Origin of the sequence: Pseudoxanthomonas mexicana, assembly GCF_010093385.1 — a bacterium.
GTDB classification, from domain to species: Bacteria; Pseudomonadota; Gammaproteobacteria; order Xanthomonadales; family Xanthomonadaceae; genus Pseudoxanthomonas_A; species Pseudoxanthomonas_A mexicana.
In genome coordinates, this window is record NZ_PDWV01000053.1 from 1 (window position 1) to 23,793 (window position 23,793).

At 69.6% G+C, this 23,793-nt stretch carries 22 protein-coding genes; 8 read left to right on the top strand and 14 right to left on the bottom strand.

Annotation, left to right across the window (positions count from 1 at the left end; translation table 11 throughout):
• On the top strand, positions 1–853 hold an 853-nt coding region (locus CSC76_RS15640; RefSeq protein WP_162110905.1), incomplete at its 5' end, for a LysR substrate-binding domain-containing protein.
• Between the two features lie 16 nt (positions 854–869).
• Here CSC76_RS15640 and CSC76_RS15645 read toward each other — a convergent pair.
• Both CSC76_RS15645 and CSC76_RS15650 read right to left on the bottom strand, forming a co-directional pair.
• Positions 870–1,754, bottom strand: coding sequence for a DUF2785 domain-containing protein (locus CSC76_RS15645; protein ID WP_162110906.1), 885 nt, complete (start codon positions 1,752–1,754; stop codon positions 870–872).
• 28 nt (positions 1,755–1,782) lie between these two features.
• Positions 1,783–2,133, bottom strand: coding sequence for a GFA family protein (locus CSC76_RS15650; RefSeq protein ID WP_162110907.1), 351 nt, complete (start codon positions 2,131–2,133; stop codon positions 1,783–1,785).
• 112 nt (positions 2,134–2,245) lie between these two features.
• On the opposite strand from CSC76_RS15650, the gene CSC76_RS15655 reads away from it, so the two are divergent.
• Positions 2,246–4,057 (top strand): DUF885 domain-containing protein, encoded by a 1,812-nt coding sequence (locus CSC76_RS15655; RefSeq protein WP_162110908.1) that lies wholly within the window; start codon positions 2,246–2,248, stop codon positions 4,055–4,057.
• Between the two features lie 117 nt (positions 4,058–4,174).
• Here CSC76_RS15655 and rraA read toward each other — a convergent pair whose 3' ends face one another.
• Entirely contained in the window at positions 4,175–4,657 is a 483-nt protein-coding gene (gene rraA / locus CSC76_RS15660; protein WP_162110909.1) for a ribonuclease E activity regulator RraA, read from the bottom strand.
• 72 nt (positions 4,658–4,729) lie between these two features.
• Between rraA and CSC76_RS15665 the strand changes: the two genes are divergently transcribed.
• Positions 4,730–5,560, top strand: coding sequence for a DUF72 domain-containing protein (locus CSC76_RS15665; protein ID WP_162110910.1), 831 nt, complete (start codon positions 4,730–4,732; stop codon positions 5,558–5,560).
• On the opposite strand, the gene CSC76_RS15670 is transcribed toward CSC76_RS15665, so the two are convergent.
• Together CSC76_RS15670 and CSC76_RS15675 are read right to left on the bottom strand one after the other, a co-directional pair.
• A complete protein-coding gene (locus tag CSC76_RS15670) occupies positions 5,554–6,855 on the bottom strand; it encodes an MFS transporter (RefSeq protein ID WP_162110911.1) in 1,302 nt (433 codons plus the stop codon). The two genes, CSC76_RS15665 and CSC76_RS15670, sit on opposite strands and share 7 nt — an antisense overlap.
• Positions 6,856–7,059: 204 nt before the next feature.
• The gene (locus tag CSC76_RS15675; protein ID WP_162110912.1) at positions 7,060–7,704 is read right to left on the bottom strand and encodes a Pr6Pr family membrane protein; all 645 of its coding nucleotides are present in this window, start codon (positions 7,702–7,704) and stop codon (positions 7,060–7,062) included.
• Positions 7,705–7,805: 101 nt separating this feature from the next.
• Between CSC76_RS15675 and CSC76_RS15680 the strand changes: the two genes are divergently transcribed.
• A complete protein-coding gene (locus CSC76_RS15680) occupies positions 7,806–8,753 on the top strand; it encodes a DMT family transporter (protein ID WP_162110913.1) in 948 nt (315 codons plus the stop codon).
• Positions 8,750–9,814, top strand: a complete 1,065-nt coding sequence (locus CSC76_RS15685) for a DUF1176 domain-containing protein (protein WP_162110914.1) — start codon at positions 8,750–8,752, stop codon at positions 9,812–9,814. The genes CSC76_RS15680 and CSC76_RS15685 overlap by 4 nt, the downstream gene beginning before the upstream one ends.
• Positions 9,815–9,826: 12 nt before the next feature.
• Here the strand turns inward: CSC76_RS15685 and CSC76_RS15690 are convergent, their stop codons facing one another.
• The 7 genes from CSC76_RS15690 to CSC76_RS15720 all read right to left on the bottom strand — a co-directional run bounded on the left by CSC76_RS15690 (position 9,827) and on the right by CSC76_RS15720 (position 20,122).
• Positions 9,827–10,249 (bottom strand): universal stress protein, encoded by a 423-nt coding sequence (locus CSC76_RS15690; protein ID WP_162110915.1) that lies wholly within the window; start codon positions 10,247–10,249, stop codon positions 9,827–9,829.
• A 93-nt stretch (positions 10,250–10,342) separates the two neighbouring features.
• A complete protein-coding gene (locus CSC76_RS15695) occupies positions 10,343–11,413 on the bottom strand; it encodes a sensor domain-containing diguanylate cyclase (RefSeq protein WP_162110916.1) in 1,071 nt (356 codons plus the stop codon).
• A gap of 90 nt (positions 11,414–11,503) precedes the next feature.
• Positions 11,504–12,223 carry a pseudouridine synthase gene (locus tag CSC76_RS15700; RefSeq protein ID WP_162110917.1) on the bottom strand — a complete coding sequence of 240 codons (720 nt, stop codon included), beginning with the start codon at positions 12,221–12,223 and terminating at the stop codon, positions 11,504–11,506.
• Between the two features lie 40 nt (positions 12,224–12,263).
• A complete protein-coding gene (locus CSC76_RS15705) occupies positions 12,264–14,678 on the bottom strand; it encodes a putative bifunctional diguanylate cyclase/phosphodiesterase (RefSeq protein ID WP_162110918.1) in 2,415 nt (804 codons plus the stop codon).
• A gap of 119 nt (positions 14,679–14,797) precedes the next feature.
• Positions 14,798–16,405, bottom strand: a complete 1,608-nt coding sequence (locus tag CSC76_RS15710; protein WP_238395014.1) for a sensor domain-containing diguanylate cyclase — start codon at positions 16,403–16,405, stop codon at positions 14,798–14,800.
• A gap of 149 nt (positions 16,406–16,554) precedes the next feature.
• Positions 16,555–18,465: a DEAD/DEAH box helicase gene (locus CSC76_RS15715; protein WP_162110919.1), complete on the bottom strand. Its 1,911-nt coding sequence runs from the start codon at positions 18,463–18,465 to the stop codon at positions 16,555–16,557.
• Between the two features lie 97 nt (positions 18,466–18,562).
• Positions 18,563–20,122, bottom strand: a complete 1,560-nt coding sequence (locus CSC76_RS15720) for a methyltransferase regulatory domain-containing protein (protein ID WP_162110920.1) — start codon at positions 20,120–20,122, stop codon at positions 18,563–18,565.
• A gap of 187 nt (positions 20,123–20,309) precedes the next feature.
• Here CSC76_RS15720 and CSC76_RS15725 point away from each other — a divergent pair, with 187 nt between their 5' ends.
• From CSC76_RS15725 to CSC76_RS15735, 3 genes are read left to right on the top strand one after another with little or no spacing between them, the layout of a single operon-like run.
• Entirely contained in the window at positions 20,310–20,813 is a 504-nt protein-coding gene (locus CSC76_RS15725) for an RNA polymerase sigma factor (RefSeq protein ID WP_162110921.1), read from the top strand.
• Positions 20,814–20,838: 25 nt separating this feature from the next.
• Positions 20,839–21,483 (top strand): hypothetical protein, encoded by a 645-nt coding sequence (locus CSC76_RS15730; protein WP_162110922.1) that lies wholly within the window; start codon positions 20,839–20,841, stop codon positions 21,481–21,483.
• A 25-nt stretch (positions 21,484–21,508) separates the two neighbouring features.
• Positions 21,509–21,733: an RNA-binding S4 domain-containing protein gene (locus CSC76_RS15735; protein WP_162110923.1), complete on the top strand. Its 225-nt coding sequence runs from the start codon at positions 21,509–21,511 to the stop codon at positions 21,731–21,733.
• A gap of 112 nt (positions 21,734–21,845) precedes the next feature.
• On the opposite strand, the gene CSC76_RS15740 is transcribed toward CSC76_RS15735, so the two are convergent.
• Together CSC76_RS15740 and CSC76_RS15745 are read right to left on the bottom strand one after the other, a co-directional pair.
• Positions 21,846–22,988: a COG3904 family protein gene (locus tag CSC76_RS15740; protein ID WP_162110924.1), complete on the bottom strand. Its 1,143-nt coding sequence runs from the start codon at positions 22,986–22,988 to the stop codon at positions 21,846–21,848.
• A 116-nt stretch (positions 22,989–23,104) separates the two neighbouring features.
• Positions 23,105–23,494: an MAPEG family protein gene (locus CSC76_RS15745; RefSeq protein WP_162110925.1), complete on the bottom strand. Its 390-nt coding sequence runs from the start codon at positions 23,492–23,494 to the stop codon at positions 23,105–23,107.
• Between the last annotated feature and the right edge of the window lie 299 nt (positions 23,495–23,793).

The window sequence follows — 23,793 nt, forward strand, 5'->3', positions numbered from 1 at the left end:
CGAACTGCACCTCACGGCGAGTGCCGTCAGCCACCACGTGCGCAAGCTGGAGGCGCTGCTCGGCGTGGTCCTGTTCCAGCGCCACGCGCGCGGCGTGAAGCTGACCCTGGAAGGCAGGCAACTGGCCGATGCCGCCAACGCGGCGCTGGGCGATATCGACGCCGTGGCCTCGCACCTGAAGCTGGCCGGCAAGACCACCACCCTGCGCATCACCACACTGCATTCGCTCGCCTACTGCTGGCTGCTGCCGCGGCTGCCGCGCTTCTGCGCGCGCCATCCGCACATCCGCCTGCACGTGGATACCGGCATCGCGCTGACGCGCTTCGATGACGAAGGCCCCGAACTCGGCATCCGCCACGGACCCGGGCATTGGGCAGGCCTGACCGCGCACCACCTGATGGACGACGAACTGTTCCCGGTCGCGTCGCCCGCCCTGCCCGGCATCGACGCCGTGCTGGAACCGCGCCAGATCGCCCGGCTTCCGCTGGTGACGGACCTGGCGCTGCAGGGCTGGCGCGAGTGGTTCCGCGCCGCGGGCGTACGCGGGCTGCGCCTGCCGGCGATGCACAGCTTCAACGACAGCACCGATGCGATGCGCGCGGCCGTGTACGGCGTCGGTGCAGCGCTGGCGCGCCGCCATGTCGCCCAGCCGTATCTTCAGCGGTACGAACTGGTACGGCTACCGGGCCCCGCGCTGAAAGCGCGCTTCGCCTACTACGCCGTGCATCCGGCGCACAAACCGCCCAGCGCTGTCGCGCAGGCCTTCATCGACCGGCGGAAGGAAGAGGCGCGCGACGGGCACACGCCACTGCCGCCGATGCCGGACGATTTCCTGGGCCGCCGCGGCGCTTGATTCCACGCGCATTCGGTCAGGGCACGGCCTTGAGTGTCTGGACGACCACGGGCTTCAGCGCGCGGATATGGGGGTCGTCGGACTGATCGGCTTCCAGATGGATGCTCATCAGGAACGCCATCAGGTCGTGCCGGCGCGCCAGCCATGCGCTGTCGGCGTATGCCTGCTTCGCCACGCCGAGCCGGGCTGGCAACGCCCCGAACCACCGCGTCCACGCCGCCTCGTCCAGCAGCCCCCGTTTGGCGGCGTACAGCACCGGCCGCGCCAGCCGCCCCGGCTCGCCGAAGACATAGGCGTGCACGCTTTCCGGCACCACCTGTTCCGCCACGGCCTGCAGCAACACATCCACCTGCGCGCGATCCACCTGCGCGTTGAGCACCAGTTGCAGCAGCCAGTCGGCACCATGCGCCACGCCGTGCCGCCAGCCCTCGACCGCATCGAAACCGCGATAGTCGTGCACCGATGCCAGGTAGGCAGCGGCGCGCGCGACCATGTCGGCGCGTTCCTCGACCGCCATCCAGGGCGCGATGCGGTCGGTGCGCGCCACCTCCGACAACACCAGCGCGGCGAAGGGCGGGCCGAATCCCGCGGCGTCCTCCTGGTCGAGCATCGCGTACAGGCGGTCGCGCAAGGCGCGGCGCTGCGTCACGTCCACCTGGCCCGCGCGCAGCCAGGTGCTGAGGCCCTCGTACGCCACGCCATCGCGCAGGGCGGGATCGGGATCGGCCAGGCACGCCGGCAGCCCCGCCACCAGGGCGGCGCGCACGTCGTCGGGAACGGCGAACTTCTGCTCGCGCAACACCTGCAGCGAAGCCGGATCGGTGCCCTCGGGCGGACATGCCGCCTGCGCAGCCGAGGAGAGCAGCAGACCCGCCAGCACCCACCATGTCGAAGTCCGCATCGTCATCTCCCTGCGTTGGTCGCGATGGTCAGAGGCTGGCGCCGTCGAAGGGCGTCACCTTCAACCCGGCCAGGTCCACACCCGGCAGGCAGCGCACGTTGACGGCCACCATCTGCGCACCGGTCTTGGGATGCGCCGCCTCGCCGTACGGCGCGATCCCGCAGACGGCGCAGAAGTGGTGGCGGATGTGGTGTTGGTTGAACGTGTAGGTCGACAGGTCGCCTTCGGGCGTCTTCAACACCAGCGCATCGCGCGGGGCGAACCACAGCAGCCCACCGCGCCGGCGGCACAGCGAGCAGTTGCAATCGATGACCTCTGCGATGTCGCCCTCGACCTCGAAGGCGATGCGTCCGCAGTGGCAGCTTCCCTCATGCGTCATGTCAGGTTCCTCGGGTGGACCCGCCCAAGCGTATATCGAATGGCACGGGTACAGGCATGACCTTCGGCCTATCCTGTGCGCTCCGCTCACGCCGCACCGCAACAGGATTCCCATGCGCAAGACCCTGCTCGCCGCCGCCCTGCTGGCCTCGATGACCGCCTGCCAGAAGAGCGAAGCCCCCAACGTCGCTGCCGGCGCCGACACGGCGGCCGCCACCACGGATACCGCCAAGGCCGATGCGGCCTTCGCCGACCTCTCCAAGCGCGCCCTGGAAGGGTGGCTGCAGCTCTCGCCGGTCAGCGCCACCCAGATCGGCGAACACAAGTACGACGGCGAACTCGACGACCTGAGCGCCGCCGGCCGCCAGAAGGGCCTGGCGTTCAGCAAGAAGATCCTGGCCGAACTGGACGCCACCGACACCGCCGCGCTGTCGCGCGAGAACCAGGTCGACGCCGCCATCCTGCGCAACCAGCTGCAGTACGACATCTGGACCGCGGAAACCCTGCAGAGCTGGGCATGGGATCCGCAGGTCTACAACAACGTTGCCGGCGGCGCGATCTACGGCCTGATGGCGCGCGAATTCGCACCGCTGCCGGAACGCCTGAAATCCGCCACCGCGCGCATGCAGAAGATCCCGGCGCTGCTGGCGCAGGCGCGCGAGAACCTGGATCCGGCGCGCGTGCCCAAGGTGCATGCCGAGACCGTCGCCAAGCAGAACGCCGGCATCCTCAGCATCGTCGACACCTTCATCACGCCGAACCTCAAGGACCTGCCGGAAGCCGACCGCGCGCAGGCCGAAGCCGCCATCGACGGCCTGAAGAAGGCCGTGGCCGAGCACCAGGCATGGCTGGACAAGACCCTGGTCCCGAACGCGAAGGGCGACTTCCGCATCGGCCAGACGCTGTACGACCAGAAGCTGCAGTTCGCGCTGCTGTCGTCGCTGTCGCGCGCCGACATCAAGCAGCGCGCCGAGGGCGAACTCAAGCGCGTGCGCGAAGAGATGTACGGCATCGCCCGCACCGTGCTGAAGGACAAGCCCGGCGGGCCCGCGCTGCCGGAAACGCCCACCGCCGACGAGCAGCAGAAGGCGATCGAGGCCGCGCTCGAGCTGGCCTACGCCCAGCGCCCGGCACGCGACAAGGTGGTGCCGGATGCCGAGGCGGCGCTGGCGCAGGCCACCGAATTCGTGCGCAAGCACGACCTGGTCACGCTGCCGGACGCGCCGGTGGAAATCATCGAGATGCCGGAATTCCAGCGCGGCGTGGCGGTGGCGTACTGCGACTCGCCCGGCCCGCTCGACAAGAATCTGAAGACCTTCTACGCCGTCTCGCCGATTCCGGACGAGTGGGACCAGAAGCAGGTCGACTCGTTCCTGCGCGAATACAACAGCCGGATGATCCACCTGCTGAGCATCCACGAAGGCACGCCGGGCCACTACCTGGAAGGCTGGCACTCGGCCAAGTTCCCGTCCACGCTGCGCGCCGTGCTGCGTTCGGGCATGTTCGCCGAAGGCTGGGCCGTGTACACCGAGAAGATGATGGCCGACGCCGGTTACCTGGACAACGATCCGCTGTTCCGCCTGGTGCAGATGAAGTTCTACCTGCGCACGATCGCCAACGCGATCCTCGACCAGGGCGTGCAGGTGGATGGCTGGACGCGCGAACAGGCGATGGACCTGATGGTGCGCCAGACCTTCCAGCAGGAACGCGAGGCCGCCGGCAAGTGGACCCGCGCACAGCTGACCTCGGCGCAGCTGCCCACCTACTTCGTGGGCGTGCAGGAGCACTTCGACATGCGCAAGGCCGCGGAAGCCAAGCTGGGCGCGCAGTTCAACCTGAAGGCCTACCACGACCAGGTGCTGGCGTACGGCGCGCCGCCGGTGCGCTTCGTCCGCCAGCTGATGCTGGACGAACCGATCAAGTGACGTCCCGGCGCGCGCGCAAGCGCGCCTTTGCCGGGACGTCATCCCCGCGAACGCGGGGATCCAGCGACTTCCCGGCATCCCTCAACGAAGAAGGGCAGGCACATCGCCTGCCCTTTTTCATGCTTCATGCAACCGAGCGCCGGCAACCAGCACCCCGTTCGCATCGGCATAGACCCAGTCGCCCCGCGCGATCGACAGGCCGGCGAACGCTACCGGCACGTCCACGTCGCCCAGGCCGCGCTTGTCGGTCTTCATCGGATGCGATGCCAGCGCCTGCACACCGAGCGGCAAAGCGGCGAGCGCGTCAACGTCGCGCGCGCAACCGAAGATCAGGAAGCCGGCCGACCCGTGTTTCACCGCATTCGCCGCGATCTGGTCGCCCAGCAACGCGCGCCGCAGCGAACCGCCACCATCGACCACCATCACCCGGCCCTCGCCCGGCGTCGCCGCCAGTTCGCGCACGCGTGAGTTGTCCTCGAAACACTTGACCGTCACCGCCGGTCCGGCGAACGCGATGCGTCCGCCGTAGCCGCGGAACACCGGCTCGGCGACCTGCACGTCGGGGTACTGGTCGCAGAGGTCGGGCGTGGTCCAGGACATGCGGCATCTCCGAGGGCGGCGGTTGACCGCATGGGAACGCGGAAGCGGCGGGCACCGGGCCATGCTTCGCACATGGACGACCTCTTCGCTTCCCCGCCTCCCCTCGCCACCGACGGCATCCGCGTCGGCATCGGCGGCTGGACGTTCGCGCCGTGGCGCAAGAACTTCTATCCCGATGGCCTGGTGCAACGGCGCGAGCTGGAATACGCCAGCCGCCAGCTGACCGCCATCGAGATCAACGGCACCTACTACAGTGCGCAGAAGCCGGCGACCTACGCCAGCTGGCGCGACCAGACGCCGGACGCCTTCGTGTTCTCGGCCAAGGCGCCCAAGCGGATCATGCAGTCGCGCTCGCTGGCCTCGACGCGGGCGCAGGTGGAGGATTTCGTCGGCGGCATCGCCGAACTGGGCCCGAAGCTGGGGCCGCTGGTCTGGCAGTTCGAAGCGGGACGACGCGTGGAGGTGGACGAACTCGATGGCTTCCTGGCGTTGCTCCCGCGCGATGTGGATGGCCGCCCGCTGCGGCATGCGCTGGAACTCCGCGACCCCGCCGCCGTGGACGCGGACTTCATCGAACTCGCGCGTCGACATCAGGTCGCCACGGTCTTCACCGATTCCACCGAACATCCTTCCTTCGCCGACCTCACCGCGGACTTCGTCTATGCGCGCCTGATGCGCTCGCAGCCGATCGACACCGGGTATCCACCGCAGGAGCTGGCGCAATGGGCCGAGCGCGCACGCGCCTGGTCGCGCGGTGAAGACATCGCCGAACTGCCGCACGTGGGCGAGCCTGCGCCCGTGCTGCCCCGGCGCGACGTGTTTCTGTACTTCATCAGCAGCGCCAAGGAACGCAATCCTGCAGCGGCGATGGCACTGATCCGTGCACTCGCGAACCCTCAGTAGCGCAATGGCCGCTTCGCGATGATCCAGGCGGCCACGCCGGCACCGATCACGCAGGTGAAGGCCACATAGTGCGCGGGCGCCAGCGGGCCCCACGCCTCCGCCAGCCAGGCGAGCAGCGGCGGGGTCAGGGCGCCGAACACCGCGTACGCCACGTTGTAGGAAAACGACAGGCCGGAAAATCGCACTTCCGGTGGGAACGCCGCGACCATCAGCGCCGGCGTCACGCCGACCACCCCGCAGCAGAGGCCGGCCAGCGTGTACCAGGCCACGAACTGCGCTTCGTGTCCCGCCAACAGCGCACCGTACAGCGCGTAGGCGGCCACACCCAACCCCAGCGAACCCGACAGCAGCGCGCGTCCCACGCCGATCCTGTCCACCGCCCAGCCGGCCGCCAGGCAGCCGAACACCAGCGCCAGCGTCGCCAGGCTGTTGCCGTGGAACGCGACCGCGGGCGCGATGCCGAAGCTGGTCTGCACCAGGGTCGGCGTCAGCAGCACGATCACGACGATCGCCGCCGTCAGCTGCCACGAGGCGAGGATCGACAGCACCACGGCCGGTCGATGCGCCGCGAGCACCTGCTTGACCGGCACCTGCCGGGCGAGCTGCCGGCGTTCGCGCATCTCGACGAAGACCGGCGTTTCTTCCAGCCAGCGCCGCAGCCATACCGCGACAAAGCCGAACACGCCGCCGATCAGGAACGGCACGCGCCATACCCACGCCTGCACCTCCGCGGCGCTGTAGCGCGTATTGATCCACGCGGCCAGCAGCGAGCCGATCAGGATGCCGGCGGTCAGGCCGGCCGTCAGCGTGGCGCAGGCAATGCCCACGCGGCTGCGCGGCACGTGCTCGGCGACGAACACCCAGGCACCCGGCACTTCGCCACCGACCGCGATGCCCTGCACGATCCGCATCGCCAGCAACAGCAACGGCGCCAATGCACCGACCTGCGCATGCGTGGGCCGCAGGCCGATCAGCAACGTAGGCACCGACATCATGAAAACACTGAGCGTGAACATGCGCTTGCGACCCAGGCGGTCGCCGAAATGCGCCATCACGATGCCGCCCAGCGGACGCGCCACGTAGCCGGCGGCGAAGATGCCGTAAACCTGCAGCTGCGCCAGCCACGGTGCGGTGCCGGGCGGGAAGAACAACGCGCCCAGCGTCTTCGCGAAAAACACGAACACGACGAAGTCGTAGAACTCCAGCGCGCCGCCCAGCGCCGACAGACCGAGCGTCTTCGCATCGCGGCGATCGAAGGGCCGCGGGATCGGCTGCGATGCGTCGGGGGAGGTCATGCGGAAGTCCTGAATGGCGCTACGGGCGTGGCGCGCGAACATGGCATGTCGCACGGGACGCGTCCAGCGGCCCCTGGTCTCCTGTAGGAGCGACGTCAGTCGCGACCGTACACCAGGCCTGCCAGAGCAGCTGGCGATCCTAGACGCCGTGAGCGGCGCAGTCTTTCCTGACCGGTAGGTTCGCGGTCGCGACTGACGTCGCTCCTACAGGGGACGCCTGCGTCGACCGAGTAGATGATCCAGGCCCACCACGACCAATCCCAGCACCACGAACACGGCCATCACACCCAGGGCGTTGACGCCGACCCGTGCCCAGCCGAGCTGGGCCACGTCGATGAACGGATACGGGTACTCGCCCACCCACGCGCCACGCAGGAACACCCAGACGACATAGCCCAGCGGGAACAGCAGCCATCCCGCCACATCGCGCCAGCGCAACGTGCCATGCGGTACGCAGGCCAGCCACCATGCCCAGTACGCCAGAGGCACCGCGTAGTGCAGGCCGGTGTCGGCCCACCACTGCGCGCCCTGCGGCTGCCACAGATGGCGCAGGATGAAGAAATAGATGCTGCCGGTGACGCCGATGTAGAGCGCGACTGCGCCGCGCACGCGGGCCTGCGCGAAGACCCCCGGCTGCCCCGCCGCTGCCGCGCAGGCGGCCAGCATGACCGCGATGTTGCTGAGGATGGTGAAGTAGGTGAGGAACCGCACGGTGCCCAGCACCACGCCGACGTTGTCGCGGGTCAGCTGCAGGATCAGCACGTACTGCAGGACCAGCGCGGCCAGCGACAGCAGGCCCACGAGGGTGGCGCAGACGCGGGATGGGACGGCAAGCGGTGCGGGCGGCATCGGACATCCTCGGTCCATGGTCCTGCCAGCTTGCCACGGCGGGGGGCCGGTCGGGAGTGGGCCGGGCGCCAGCCGCGCAGCGCTTCGGCGACAATGCGCGCATGCCGATGACCCCCACCGCCAAGGCCCAGCTGCAGATCCACCTGTGCGTGCTGCTGTGGGGCTTCACCCCCATCCTGGGCAAGCTGATCAGCCTGTCCGCGCTGCCGCTGGTGTGGTGGCGCATGCTGATTGTGGTGGCCGCCCTCGCCTTGCTGCCGCGCGTCTGGCGCGGACTGCGCGCGATGCCGGCGAAGGTGGTGCTCGCCTACTGCGGCATCGGCCTGATCGTCGCCCTGCACTGGCTGACGTTCTATGGCGCCATCAAGCTGTCCAATGCCTCGGTGGCCGTGACCTGCATCGCGCTGGCACCGGCCTTCACCTCGGTGATCGAGCCGTGGCTGACGCGACGGCCGTTCTCGTGGCGCGAACTGCTGTTCGGCATCGCCGTGCTGCCGGGCGTCGCGCTGGTGGTGGGCGGCATTCCCGACGGCATGCGCCTGGGCGTGCTGGTCGGCGCGCTGTCGGCGTTGCTGGTGGCGCTGTTCGGCCCGCTCAACAAGCGCCTGATCGACCACGGCGAACCGCTGACGATCACCGGCCTGGAACTGGGTGCGGGCACGCTGCTGCTGACCGCGCTCGCGCCGCTGATGCCGGTGCTGTTCCCGGCCTTCGCCGGCGACCTGTTCGTACTGCCTGGACTGAAGGACGGCGTGCTGCTGGTCGTGCTGTCGCTGGCCTGCACGCTGCTGCCGTTCGCCCTGTCGCTGGTGGCGCTGAAACACCTGAGCGCCTACGGCGTTCAGCTGGTGACCAACCTGGAACCGGTCTACGCCATCGTGCTGGCCATCGTGCTGCTGGGCGAACAGCGCGAACTGACCCAGCTGTTCTACCTGGGCGTGGGCATCATCCTGGCAGCGGTGTTCCTGCACCCGCTGACGCAGCGTCCGAAACGCATCGAGCATCCGGAAGTGCTGGGCACGTCGGAAGCCAAGAACATCGTCGAATGAAGATCCCGGATTCCTGCACCCTGCCGTTCGCCGCGGCCCTCGTCGCGCTGACGATGGCGCCCGCCGCCTCGGCGGCCACGCCCGTGTACCGCGAGATCAAGGACTGGGTGGTGGCCTGCGACAACACCGCGCGCTGCGAAGCGATCGGCATGCAGGAGGCGTATCCGCAGCTCATCCTGCGGCTGGTGGTCGATGCGAGTCCTTCGGGCGAACCTGAGCTGTCGCTGGAATCGGAGGCTCCCGTGGCCGCGCGCGACCTGCGCCTGGACGGCACCCGGTTCGCCGCTTCGTCCCTGCTGCAGCCGGCGACAGGCGATGAAGGCGTTCAACGTATCGGGCAAGACGGCGCGCAGGTGCGTGCCTTCCTCGACGCGGTCCGCAACGGCACCGACCTGCGGGCAGGCATCGGCGAGGGCGCTCCCTCCGCCTCGCTCGCCGGCCTGTCGGCCGCCTTGCTGCTGATCGACGAAACCCAGGGGCGGCTGGGCACCACGACGGCCCTGCTCAGACGCGGACCGCTGCCGGCCGCGAAGGTGCCGGCGGCGCCGGCGGCGCCGTTGCCGACCCGCGCGGTAGTGGCGCCTCCGCTGGACGACGCCGAGGCGTCCCGCCTGGTGGCGCGGGTGCGCCTGCAGGCGGCGGACGACGTACGGCACGAGGACTGCTTTGTCGAACCCGACACCGCCTACGACGAAGCGCACGCCCTGGACGACGATGAGGCACTGGTCGCGCTCGAGTGCTGGCGCGGGGCCTACCAGTCGTCCAGCCTGCTGTTCCGCTTGCGCCGCGACGGCGCCGGTGCGCCACGCCGCCTGAGATTGACGGTACCCGTGCCGGACGAGGGAACGCCACGGGTGATCGACGCGTTCACCAATGTCGGGTTCGGGCAAGGCCAGCTGTCGCACTTCGCCAAGGGGCGCGGCCTTGCCGACTGCGGCGAAAGCGCCACCTGGGCGTTCGACGGCGGCGACTTCCGCCTGCAGCGCTACCACCGCCTGGGGTGGTGCCGCGGCGGGCATCCCGGCGACTGGCCCACCCTCTGGCGTACCCGCGGCGATTGAGCCGCGCGCGGATCAGCGCGCGACGACCACCGGCACCGGACTGGTCGCGATGACCTTCAGCGCCACCGAGCCGACCAGCAGCTGCTTCAGCGCGCCCCGGCCGTGCGTACCCATCACGATCAGGTCCGCCTTGCCCGACTTGGCCTGCTTGACGATGCTCTCGGCCGGCTCGCCCACCACGACCTTCTCGGCGAACGGGATCTGCGCGCGCTTCAGCGCCGTGCGTGCCTTCTTCATGGCGTAGGCGCCGTTCTCGGCGTGGTAGCGCTCCACACCGTCGCTGCCCAGTTCGAGCGCCACCGAACGCAGCAGCGGCGGGTCGACGTAGAGCAGGGTCACCGCAGGCGTTTCCGCCAGCGACTTGCTGAACTCCACCAGATGGCGAACCGCGGCCAGGCCGATCGCGCTTCCATCCACTGCCAACAGGATCTTCATCGTCGTGCTTCCCGTGCATGGCGATCGCCCGATGCGCCGCCCATGTGAACAGCATGCGTCAACGCGTCGCAGCGCGCATTGATCGCGATCAACTCAGTCCGCGGCGACCACGCGGTCGCGTCCGCCGCGCTTGGCTTCGTACAAGGCCTGGTCGGCGCGACGGAACAGGTCCTCGGCGGCATCTCCGCGCCGGTGCGTCGCCCCGCCGATGCTGACCGAGACCGGCAGGCCGATCGGCAGCAGGCCTACGCTCTGGCGCATGAACTCGCACTGCAGGCGGGCCTCCTCCAGCGTGGCACCGGGCAGCAGGACGACGAACTCCTCGCCGCCGTGGCGCGCCGCCATGCCGCGCCCGGCCGCCTGCGACTTCCGCATGTCGGCCAGCGCGACCAGTCCGCGGTCGCCCTCGGCGTGCCCATGGAGGGCGTTGATCGTCTTGAAGTGGTCTACGTCCACCCCCGCGGCCGCCAGCGGGTCCCCGGTCCCCGTGGTTCTCGTGATCGCTCCCGCCAGCGCGGCGGCGAACGCGCGGCGGTTGGGCAGGCCGGTCAGCGGATCGGTGCGGGTCTGCTCGGACAGTTCGGCGTTCTGCTGCTCCAGCTGTGCCTGGTAGAGCCGCATCTGCTGCTCGTACCAGGCGCGCTCGCGCAGTTGGTGACTCAGGTCGCGGCTGACGCGGCGCAGCTCCAGCAGGTGCGTGACCTGGCGCGACAGGGCCTCCAGCGCCTCGCACTGGAACGGCGCCAGGTCGCGCGGCTGGTCGTCCACCACGCACAGGGCGCCCAGCGCGAAACCATCGCGGGTCAGCAGCGGCGCCCCGGCGTAGAAGCGGATGCCGTTCTCCGCAGTGACCAGCGGGTTGTCGGCGAAACGCGTGTCGCGGGTGGCATCCGGCACCACCATCGTACGCTCCGGCGCGAGGATGGCATGGGCGCAGAACGACGATTCACGCGAGGGATCCGGATGCTCGATCCCCATCTGCGCCTTGAACCACTGGCGGTCGCGGTCGATCAGGGTGACCGCCGCCATCGGAACGCCGCAGATCCCGGCCGCGATGCGGACCAGATCGTCGAAGCCCTGCTCCGGCGCGCTGTCCAGGATGTCGAAGCTGTACAGCGCGTCCAGGCGCGCTTCCTCGTTGTCGGGCTTCGGCGGAGGGCTCATGCCGTCACGGGATCGGGAAGACCGGCGCAGTATGCCGCGATGCCGCCCCGCCGACGCGGGCCGTGCCGCGACCGCGGTCACGCTATCGCATCACCAGCTTTCCTGCTGCGGCAGCAGGCCGCGCAGTTCCTGGTCGGTGAGGTTGCGCCAGCGGCCCACCTTCAGGTCGCCCAGCTTCACGTTGTCGATGCGCACGCGCCGCAACTGGGTGACGCGGTAGTCGAACGCCGCGGCCATCAGGCGGATCTGTCGGTTCAGGCCCTGGGTCAGGGTGATGCGGAAGCCGAACTTGGCGATGCGGCTGGTCCGGCACGGCAGCGTCATCTGCCCGTGCACGCGCATGCCGCGCGCCATGCCGCGCAGGAACTCGTCGGTGACCGGCTTGTTCACCGCCACCAGGTACTCCTTCTCGTGGCGGTTCTCGGCGCGCAGGATCTGGTTGACGATGTCGCCGTTGCTGGTCAGCAAGATCAGGCCTTCCGAATCCTTGTCCAACCGCCCGATCGGGAAGATGCGCTGCTCGTGGCCGATGAAGTCCACGATGTTGTCCTTCACCGACGACTCGGTGGTGCAGGTGATGCCGACGGGCTTGTTCAGGGCGATGTAGACATGCCGGCGCTTGCCCGCCTTTGCCGTGCGCACCTTCAGCGGTTGGCCATCGACCAGGACCTCGTCGCCCTCGCCCCCCACCGCGCCGGTGCCGGCGGTCATGCCGTTGACGGTGACGCGCCGCTCGGCCAGCAGGCGGTCGGCCTCGCGGCGGGAGCAGAAGCCGGTTTCGGCGATGAACTTGTTCAGGCGGGTGGTCATGCCGCCATTATCGGGCATCGGCGCGGCGCCGTGGCCGGCATCAGGCCGGTTCGGCGCAGGCGGTGTCCCACGCGTCGACCAGCTCGTCCAGCGGGCATGGCACGTGCACCGCGTAGCCCTGCACGCAGCCGATACCCACCTCGCGCAGCTGGGCCATCACCGCCTCGCTCTCCACCCACTCGGCGATGGTGACCTTGCCCAGCGCCTGACCCATCTGGCTCATCGAACGCACCAGCGCCAGGTCCGATCCGCCGCGCCCCAGGTCGCGTACGAACGCGCCGTCGATCTTGAGGATGTCCACGGGCAACCGCTTCAGGTAGGCGAACGACGACAGGCCGCTGCCGAAATCGTCCAGCGCGATCCGGCACCCGCGGACACGCATCGCCTCGATAAAGCGGCAGGCGTCGTCGAGGTTGGCGATCACCGCGGTTTCGGTGATCTCGAAGCACAGCCGCGCCGCCACGCCGGGATGGCGGTCCAGCAATGCGCCGGCATGCTCCAGGAAGGCCGGATCCGCGACGGACTGGGCGGAGACATTGACGTGGCAGAGCTCCACGCCGGCCAGCCGGCCCGGATTGCGCGCGAAATGCCGGCACACGGCCATCAGGACGAACCGGTCGACCGCCATGACCTGGCCGTAACGCTCCATGGCCGGCAGGAACACGCCCGGCGCATGCAGCCTGCCCTCGCGGTCGCGCAGACGAACAAGCACCTCGTACTGCAGGCGCGGCGGACCCTCGAGCGGCACGATCCGCTGTGCGTACAGCACCAGCCGGTCCTCGGCGATGGCCAGCTGCGTGTGCGCCACCCATTCCAGTTCGTGGCGGCGACGCGACAGGCTGGGGTCCGCGTCGCGGTAGCAGCGGATGCGGTTGCGTCCCTCCTCCTTGGCCACGTAGCACGCCGCATCGGCCGCCCGCAGCAGCCAGTCGGCATCGATCGCCTCGTCGTTGATCTCGACAACGCCGACGCAGCAATTCAGGCCGAACGCGCGTCCGTTCCATCGGAATGCCTGCCCGGCCAATGCCGCGTGCACGCGCGCCATCGCGGCTTCCGCTTCGTCCAGCGTGGTGTCGTGCAGCAGCACGGCGAACTCGTCGCCCCCCAACCGGCCCAGCCAGTCTCCGCGGCGCAGCTGCGACGCCAGGCGGGTGGCGAAATGGCACAGGAAGCGATCGCCGGCCTCGTGCCCGCAGGTGTCGTTGACCAGCTTGAACTGGTCCAGGTCGATGAAGCACAGCGCGTGCCGCTGCCCGCCGCCGTGCGCGGTTTCCAGCGCGCGGTCCAGCCTGCGCGCGATCTCGCGCCGGTTGATCAGGCCGGTGAGTTCGTCATGGCTGGCCTGGTGGGCGATCTCGCAGGCCAGTTCGTGCGCTTCGGACACGTCCTCGGCCAGCGCGAACAGCTGCTCGCCGCGCCCACCGCGCACGCCGACCCACGAAGCGCTCCAGCGCACCCAGCGCACCGTGCCATCGCGGCGCAGCAGGCGGCGCTCGCCCGGCTCCTGCAACCGCACCCAGTCGATGGCGCCGCGCTCGTCCACGGGCAGGTCATCGGCGTGGAGCACATCGGCCAGACGCTGCATGCGCAGCTCCGTCAGCGACATGCCCAGGATCCGGCCCAGCGCCTCGTTGGCCTGGGTGAAGCGTCCCTGGCGATCCACCTTGAGCATGCCCACCATCGACTGGTGGAAGGCCAGACGAAACTCGCTTTCCGTGTCGCGCACGCGGCGCAGGGTGCTGCGCATCACATGCAGGGCGTAAGCGCACAGCAGGACAAAGGCGGCCGCACTGAGCGCCAGCAGCATGCGTCGCAGGAAGTGCGCGCCCTCGGCCAGCGAGCGCGAGAAGGCCAGCTCCTTCGGTCGCAGGCGCGCATCGATGGCGGTGAGCTGCCGCTTGTAGGCGAGCACGCTGGCCTCATCGGGCACGCGCCGCGCCCGATGGGCTTCCAGCGTATCGGCCAGCACGCCCAGCTGGTCGATCTCGGCCTCCGCCTCCCGCCATAGGCGGACCGATTCGCGGAAGTACGGCGCATCGTGCAGCAGGCGGTACATCCAGACCAGGCGTTCGATGTCCTGCGGCGCATTGCCGCCCTGCAGGAACCCCGCACGCGCCGCCGCGAGGTCGACCGGGTCGCGCTCCAGGGCCTGGCGAGCGGCGCGGTCGCCCAGCGGCCCACGCAGCGCCTCCCGCGCGTCGGCCAGGTCCGCCGGGTCGCCATGGCCGGCATAGCGGTAGAGGCTGTGCACGGCGCGCTGTTGCGCCTTGGACCAGTGGCCCTCGCCGATGATGTAGGCCGTCGCGCCGGCCTGCGTCTCCAGGATCGCCGCGATCAGCAGCGCGCCCAGCGCCGACAGGGCGATGAGCACCGCCACGCGGGCCGGCAGCCGCCGCAGGTTGCGGTCGTCCGGTGACGGGGCGGCTTCGGTCGTGGAGACGTCCGTATGTGTCACACCTGGCTCCTTTCGGTCCCGGCGGAGAAGACATCGGCGCAGGGTTCCACTCCGGTTGATCGGCCTGCCTTCGGCGCACTTGAGGCCCCGGCCGACCTTGCCGGAGAAGCCGCAGGCTCTCAGCCTTCGCCGTCGGGCGTGGACCCGGCTTCCACTACCCGGTCACGACCGGCGCGCTTGGCCCGGTACATGGCTTCGTCGGCACGCCGCAGCAGGGACGCCGCGTCGGCGTCGTCGGGCGTCAGGCTGGCCAGGCCGATGCTGGCGGTGACCGCCAGCCCTTCGATGCCGAGGGCGGCCCCCGCGGCGCCCACCCCGGTCCCCATCGCGTCAAGGCGCGCCCGCGCCGTCGCACCGCCGATCCCGGGCAACAGCACCAGGAACTCCTCGCCGCCCATGCGGATGACATCGGCGGGATCCCGCACCGCCGAGGTCAGCGTGGCCGCCACGGCCACCAGCACGCGGTCGCCGACGGCATGACCGTGGACATCGTTGATGCGCTTGAAGAGGTCGATGTCGAGGAAGCCGACCGCCAGCAGCCCGCCGTCGGCGCGGGCCGCGTCCATGTGCTGTTCCAGCCGCTTCAGGCCGGCGCGACGGTTGGGCAGGCCGGTCAGTTCATCCGTATCGGCCAGCGCGCGCATCTCGTCGCGCTGGCGCCGCAGCTGGCCCAGGCGCAGGTTCAGCACGTAGGCGCTGACGGTCAGGAACCAGGTGATCGCAAGCTGGATCGCTTCCACCCGGTATTCGATCAGGACTCCGTTGTCGGCCATGTCCATGAGCGTCATCGCCAGGAATGGCAGCACGGCGGCGATCGCGGCCAGGGCGTCCCCCCGGCGGCGGCGCAGGCCGGCCAGGCTCAGGACCAGGATCGCCACGCAGCCCGCCGCGAAACCTGCATCCATGCCCGTGGCCGGCCGCGACAGCGCCCCCCGCGGCACCCACTCCGCCAGCAGTGCCGTCGCGCAGAACGCCACCGTCGCGCGGGCCAGCCAGCGGCCCGCTGCCCGCCACGCACGTGCGGCACCGGTGAGCAGCCACATCACATACAGCAGCACGGGCAGGCCCAGGCACGAGAGCACCACCAGCCAGCGCGATTCCTGGTCGCCGATCGGCAGCCAGGGTTCCGGATAACCGCTCAGGCCGCTGAGTACGGCCTGGCCCAGCACGGTGAGCGTGCATAGCAGTGTGTAGCCCAGGAAAACGCGGTCGCGCGTGCTCAGAAAGCCCATCAGCGCCATGAAGGCCAGCGCGATGGCGATGGCCACGCAGGCCGTGCGCACCAGCAGCCGCGCGGTATCGAACTGCTGGATCGGGCTGGGCGCACCGATGCGAACGGTCGGGATCCAGCCCGCCTTCAGCGGCGTGGCCCAGGCGACCTGGATCGGCTCGCGGCTGCCCGCCGGAGGTACCGCCACCATGCCGATGCCGGCACGGAAGCGGGAGTCGCGCGTGCGGGCATCGTGCATGCGCCCGCAGACTTCGCGGTCGCCATGATGCACCCGGACTTCACCGGCGAAGACGTTGAATACGTTGACCGCCTGCGGCGCACCCGACCAGCCGCCGGGCGGCGCGGGGATCTCCACCCGCTCGGTCAGTTGCGCCCGCATGGCGGGCGTACAGTGACGCTGCGGGGCCTGTTCGGACGTGGGGGCGCCGGTGACCAGGTAGTCGCGGCCGACCTGCGGCGTGGCCAGGGCCAGGCACGGCAATGCACAGAGCAGCACCAGCCACCCCGCGATCGTGCCTCGTTGCCTGCCCCATCCCCTCACGAACACTCCGGTACGTCGCCGCTTCCCGACACCCGGTGCGCTGGCTTGCGTCTACGAAATGCAAACTCCGTGCCACATGCCGGCGCCCCCGCGCCGGCCGGCCGTCATCCCTCGCGCGGAGGGCCCTTGCGATGCGGTCTGGGGCCGGGCTTGCCGGCGCCGAACGGCTTGTCGCCCCGCGGCTTGCCCTTGCCGGCACCAGGCCCGCCGAAGCGGCGAGGCGACGCCTCGCCGCCCCCCTCGCCCGGCTTGTGGATGCGCAGCTGCTGGCCGGACCCCCAGACCTTCTTCAGGTGCATCAGCACCTCGCGCGGCATGCCCTCGGGCAGGTCCAGCGTGGTGTGGTCGTGCTGAATGTCGATGCGGCCGATGTAACGGCTTTCCAGCCCCGCCTCGTTGGCGATGGCGCCGACGATGTTGGCGGGCTTCACTCCGTGCATGTGGCCCACCTCGATGCGGTAGGTCTCCATGCCCACCGCGGGCTTGTCGCTGCGCGGCGGCTTGTCGGCGCGCGGACGGTCGGTGTCGGGGCGTTCGATCTTCGAACGCTCGGGCTTGTCGACACTGCGTGCCGGACGCTCGCCATGGCTATCGTCACGGCGTGGCCGCTCCTCGCGCTCACGACGGGGCGCGTTGCCGTAGGTCTCGCTGCGCGCCGGGCGCGCCTCGCGCGGCGTGCGCTCCTGCGATAGAAGCAGTGGCGTATCGCCCTGCACCAGCTGCGCCAGCGCGGCGGCAATGTCCACCGCCGGCACGTTCTGCTCGCGCTCGTAGCGCTCGATCAGCGCGCGGAACTCGCCCGCCCTGCCGGACGCCAGCGTGTCGGTGATGCGGGCCAGGAACTTCTCCACGCGGCGGTCGTTCACCGCTTCCACGCTGGGCAGCTGCATCTCTTCGATCGGCTGGCGCGTGGCGCGCTCGATCGCGCGCAGCATGCCCTTCTCGCGCGGGGTAACGAACAGGATGGCGTCGCCCGTGCGGCCGGCGCGGCCGGTGCGGCCGATGCGGTGCACGTAGCTCTCGGTGTCGTACGGGATGTCGTAGTTCAGCACGTGGCTGATCCGTTCCACATCCAGGCCGCGCGCGGCCACGTCGGTGGCCACCAGGATGTCCAGCTTGCCGTCCTTGAGCTGCTGGATGGTCTTCTCGCGCGCCGCCTGCTGCATATCGCCGTTGATCGCGGCGGCCGCCAGTCCCCGCGCCTGCAGCTTGTCGGCCAGTTCTTCGGTCGCCGCCTTGGTGCGGGCGAAGACGATCATGCCGTCGAACGGTTCCACTTCCAGGATGCGGGTCAGTGCATCCAGCTTGTGCATGCCGCTCACCCACCAGTAGCGCTGGCGGATGTTGGCCGAGGTGGTGGTCTTGGCCGCGATGGTGACTTCCACCGGCTGCTTCAGGTAGGTCTGGGCGATGCGCCGGATCGCCGGCGGCATGGTCGCCGAGAACAGCGCCACCTGGCGCGGTTCCGGGGTCTTCTTGAGCACGGTCTCGACATCGTCGATGAAGCCCATGCGCAGCATCTCGTCGGCCTCGTCCAGCACCAGCGTGGTCAGGCCGGACAGGTCCAGCGAGCCGCGCTCCAGATGGTCGATCACGCGGCCGGGCGTGCCGACGACGACATGAACGCCGCGCTTCAGCGCCTGCAGCTGCGGGTAGTAGCTCTGGCCGCCGTAGATCGGCAGCACGTGGAACCCCGGGACCTTCGTCGCGTACTTCTGGAACGCCTCGGCCACCTGGATGGCCAGCTCGCGCGTGGGCGCCAGCACCAGAGCCTGCGGGCGCTCGGCATTCAGATCGATGTTCGACAGCACCGGCAGCGCGAACGCGGCGGTCTTGCCGGTACCGGTCTGCGCCGTGCCCAGCACGTCGCGGCCGGCCAGCATGGCGGGAATGGTGGCCGCCTGGATCGGCGACGGGCTTTCATAGCCCACCGCGGTGACGGCGGCCATGACCGGCGCGGACAGGCCGAGATCGGCGAACAGCAGGGGAGCGGGCGAAGGGGATTCGGTGGACATGCGAGAGACTCCGGGGCGTCGCGGAGCCGCACGCCGAGCCGCATATTGTGCGCCTTGGGGGCCCTTTGTGTCGCGCTGCCGCGCAAATGCGCTTGAATCAGCCCTCGGGGGCGGCGGCGACCGCCATGCCTGCGAGCCAGCGCAGCAGGGCGTCGACGTCCTCTTCTGCGCTGCTGGTCTGCACGCCGACTCGGCCGGGATCCCCCGCCCAGCATGCGACCAGGGCAGCGCGGTCCCGCGTGCCATCCATGAGCGGCAGCAGCACGCGCGCGGCGGGCGACAGGTCAAGGCCGTCATGCCAGAGGTCGGCCGCGTGGGGACTGCCCGGCGACTGTGCGGCGACCATCGCCCGCACGCCCCTGTCGACGTGGGGCCGCTCGAGCGACATGTGCCCTGGAATGGCCTCGCGGCGGATGCGGGCCACGCCCTTGAGCACCAGCACCTGCAGAAGCTCGTCGGTCGCGGCCTCGACCTGTTCCCGCGGCAGCCAGTCGGGGCCGCGCTGAGCCTCGAACGCATGGGCGACGAGCTCGTCGTGCGGCACGGTCGCCGGCCAGCGGCAGGTGAGCAGATCGAAGGCGCACTTGGCCGCGCTCAGTCCCGTACCGATTCCCGGAGTGTCCTGCACGCCGAAATGCTGGACTGATCCATCCTGTCGCGTCACGCCATCCCGGCATGGCATGCGGGCAGCGAAGTGCAGCGCCTTGAACCGCGCGCGATCCAGGGCAAAGTCGCGCGTGCCATGCCTCGCATGGACCAACAACGTCTGCCGGAACGCGCGGTTGATGGCGAAATCCAGGTACTGCTCCATCCGCACCTGGTCGTGGCCGAAGGCGCGCTGCAGAGGCTCGGCGATCTGCGGACCATAGTTGGCCGGCACCATCATCGAAGGCTGTGCTTCCGCCAGATAGTCCAGTCCGTATCCACGCGCGCGTTGCAAAAAGTGCTGGAAATAACACGGCAGGTTGTACGGTTCGAGGTACTCGTGCGCGATGTAGTGATCGGTCGGATCGCGCAGATACGGCAGGTTTTCCTGCAGCACATGCGCCATCAGCCCATCGCGCGGCGCCACGTTCTGCAGGAAGCCCACCATCGCGCGCGCATACGCGACCTGTTCCTGCGCGCTGTCGCGGTCCGCGCTGTGCAGCAGCATGGCATCGCGGAGCATTTCCTTGGCCTTCCAACCCGGATAGGTGTTGTAACTGACGAACACCACGCCATCCTCGGACAGGCACGCGCTGCACAGCTGCAACAGAGCATCCTGGATCGCGGCCGGCACCCAGCTGTAAAGGCCATGGCAGACGATGTAGTCGAAACGGCCCAGCGCGGTGGGATCCAGCGTCGCCAGGTCGCCGGCGATCATCTGCATGTTCTGCAGGCCCATACGGACCACCTGCGCACGGCCAGCATCCACCTGCACCTCGGACAGGTCCACGCAGACCGCTTCGCCACCGGGATTGCGGACGGCGAACGGAATGACGTTGCCACCCGATGCCCCGCCCAGCTCCAGCACACGCGCGGTACGCGGGTCAGGTGCGGCATGTCCAAACAGCGTGGCTACGGCGGCGAGGTGTTCGGGGGCGCACTGCGGATAGGCGTACGACGCATAGGGAACGCTGTCGTAGCGCACGCGCACGTGGTCGAGGTGGGTCGTCATGCGGGAAGGCCGTCGAGGTTTACTTGGAGCCCGAGACGGACCCGATGCCGCATTTTCACATATCAGGGCGGGGGTACAGCGGCTCCGGGGACTCGTGCGGCCCCGGGCTGTGATGTTTCTCGCTTGCCGGCGAATCACCTTCTGACCGCACAATCGCCCCGGTGCCGGAATGGAAACGACGCTCGCCATGACTTCTCCCACGGACACGGACGCACGCGAGGGCTTCCAGGCCCTGCTGCAGGCTCATCGCGGCATTGTCGCCAAGGTGGCCGGCACCTATGCCTGGCACCCGGACGACCGCGACGACCTGATGCAGGAGATCGCCACCCAGCTTTGGCGCGCCTGGCCCGGCTACGACCCGCAGCGCCCTGCCGCCACCTGGATGTACCGGATCGCGCTGAACGTGGCGATTTCCTACGTGCGCGGCCGGACTCGGGGTGTGCAGCCGGAGCCCTTCGGCGACCACCACGGCGAGGTGGCCGATCCGCACGCCCACGACCACGAAGCGCGCCAGCAGGTGGACCAGCTGCACCGCTTCATCCACGCACAACCCCCGCTCGACCGCGCCCTGCTGCTGCTCTATCTGGAAGACCGCAGTTACCGCGAGATGGCCGACGTGCTCGGCCTGAGCGAGACCAACGTCGCCACCAAGATCAGCCGGCTGAAGCAGCGCGTCCGCAACGAACTCTGACCGCACCCGTTACAGGAACCTCATCATGGAACTCGACGAACTCAAAGCCGCCTGGCAGGTGCTGGGCGATCGCCTGGAGCGGCAGGAAGCCATCCAGTGGCAGCTGCTGCGCGACCGCAAGCTGGACCGGGTGCGCGCCAGCGTGCGCCCGCTGTTCTGGGGCCAGGCGCTGCAGGCGATGCTGGGCATCGGCCTGCTGGTGTTGGGCGTGGCCTGCTGGGGACGCAACACGGATGTACCGGGCCTGTTCGCCACGGGCATCGTGCTGCATGCGTTCGGCGTGGTCACGATGGTGATGGCGTTCATCACCATGGGCCTGATCGGCACCATGGACTACACCGCGCCGGTATTGAAGATCCAGAAACGGTTCGCCTTGCTGCGGCGCTTCCATGCGATCAATGCGACCGTCTGCGGCGCGCCCTGGTGGGTGATGTGGGTGCTGGTGGTGGTGGGTTTCGCTGGCTTGGGTCCTGTGGATCCCGCGGCCGGCACGCCGGCGTGGATCACCTGGAGCCTGGCGCTGGGTATCGCCGGCTTCCTGGGGACGGTGGGCGTCCTCCACTGGCGACGCACCCGCCGGCTGCCGACGGCCACCGGCTGGGAGGAAAGCGGGGGCATCCGCCGCGCACGTGCGCAGTTGGAGGAGATCGCACGCTTCGAGCGCGAGTGAGCGGGCCCTGCCTTACACTGCCCGCATGCACACCATCGACTTCGACCTGGATCGCGAGCACGTGGAACTCAACCAGCTGCTGAAACTGGTCGGCCTTGCCGACAGCGGCGGCCAGGGCAAGGCCATCGTCGCCAGCGGCGACGTGACGGTGGACGGCGTGGTGGAGCTGCGCAAGACGGCGAAGATCCGGGCCGGTCAGATCGTTCGCGTGGGCGATACCGAGATCCGGGTGCTGGGCGTCGAGGGCTAGCCCCCCTGCCCGGCTCCACATCGCTCTACTCGCAACAAACCTCGGCGTTGAGCCTTTTGGTTGACGCGTGAACGACAAAGCCTCAGTGCGCCGCCATGGCGCGGCGTGCGGCTCAGGGTGCGGTGCCCGCCTCTGACCGAGGGGCGTCGGCGGCGTCCTCCGGTGCCGCTTCCACATCGGCCATGCGGTCGAACTCCGACAGCGGGCTGTCGGCCGGGCAGTTCGCGTCGGGGAAGCGGAACTGCTCGCGCAGCGCCAGGCCGCAGGCCTGCATCTCGTCCAGCCCGGCGCCCGCGGTCTTGCACTGGCTGTCGAAACTGCGCATGAAGGCGTCGCGGCGCAGCACGAAGTCCTCGCCGCAACGGCGCATCAACTGCAGGCGGTCCAGATCGTCCTGCGCTGCGTTGGTGCCATCCAGGCCGTATTCCTGCAGTTCGTCCTTGTCGAGCAGGCGAAGCCGGCGGTTGGGCACCGTCATCATCAGGTCGGCCACCGCCACGGCCACGCCGTTGCGCGACAGGTAGTCCTTCACCCGGTCGTAGACGCCGCGCAGTTCTTCGTTCAGTTCGCTGCGGGTGGTGGCGGTGGAGCTCATGCGGATGATGCGGTGCACGCCCACCTTGCCGGAGATCATCCGGTTGTCGCCGGCCCCCAGCACGAACACGCACGCGCTGTGGCAGATCGAGCCTTCGCGCACCCAGATGGTCCAGCCACTGGCACCGATGGCATCGCCGGCACGGATGGCGTCCTCGACCTGGCCGCCGGCCGAATCCAGGTCCAGGATGCGCTTGTGGATGCCCATGCGGTCGGCGATGTCGGCCACGCGCGTGACCAGGTCGGTGAAATCGGCCGCGATCTTGCCCTGGTAGCGCAGGCGCAGCACACCGCCCTTCTGGCACGGCGACAGCGCATCCACCACACTGAAGAAGGCCAGCGATTCCAGCGGTACGCCATCGCCCTCCTCGGTGGTGTAGTCGGCCTGGCAGCTGACCTGTGCGGTACCGGAGGTCACCCGTGCGCTCGGCCAATCGGTCGGCAGCGCCCTGTCCTGCCCGCGGGTACCGGTGGGAACGGGTCCGCTGGAGACCGCACCGTCACCACGCTCGGCCTGCTGCGCGGGGGTGTCCTTCGGCGGCTCCACCGGCGCCTGCGCCAGCGCGTCGGGCGCCATGTCGGGAGCGTCCATGCGGCAGCCGGCCAACGCCAGGGAGGCCAGCAGCACCAGGCTTGTCAGGGGGGAAAGGCGGGACAGCATCGTTCGGTCGCACGACGCCCGCGCGAAAGGGCGCGGGCCTGAAGGGGTTCGCCCCTAGTCTAGTGTCAATCCGGCGCCCCAGGCCTGCCCTGCGATGAACCCGCAGCCCTGCGCGATCACAGCAGGGCCCACAGCAGCTGCAGCAGGCCCCACAGCGAGACGCCCCACACCACCGTGCGCAGGTAAGGCACCCCGGCCGCGTACAGCGGCACATACGCCAGGCGCGCCCAGAAATAGCACTGCGCGCCCAGCGCGGTGCTGGCGTCGCCCCGTTCCAGCACGACGACCGCGAGCGCGGCCGCGGCGAAGAATGGAAAGGTCTCCAGGAAGTTGCGTAGTGCGCGATCCACGCGCGCGGCCACGCCGGTGACCGGCGGCAGCACCGCATCGCGCGCGCCCACGTTCCAGCGCAGCCCACGCTGGTGCGTGATCAGCGCCGCGCCGAGCAGTACGTGCACCAGGCCGAGGGCCACGGACCAGGCCAGCATCTTCAGTTCGATCGGCATGACAGCGCTCCAGTGAAGGTCCGCGGACTCTAGCGCACCTGCGCCCCTGCGTTTCCCCGCTTGCGCTCACGCGCCATGGGCGTGACGCCGCATCTGCGCACGCCGGTGCAATCGACGCGCGAGTGGGGATGGGAAGGTGGGCGCCGCCCCACCCACCCGGATCCTCGTCATGCCGGATATTCCCCGCGACATCGACCTGCAACGACGGCAGTTGATGCTGGCAGGCACCGCCTTGGCCGGTGCTGCCTTCCTGCCCCTGTCCGCCTGCGGGCGTACCGAACCGCCCGCCCCCACCGCAT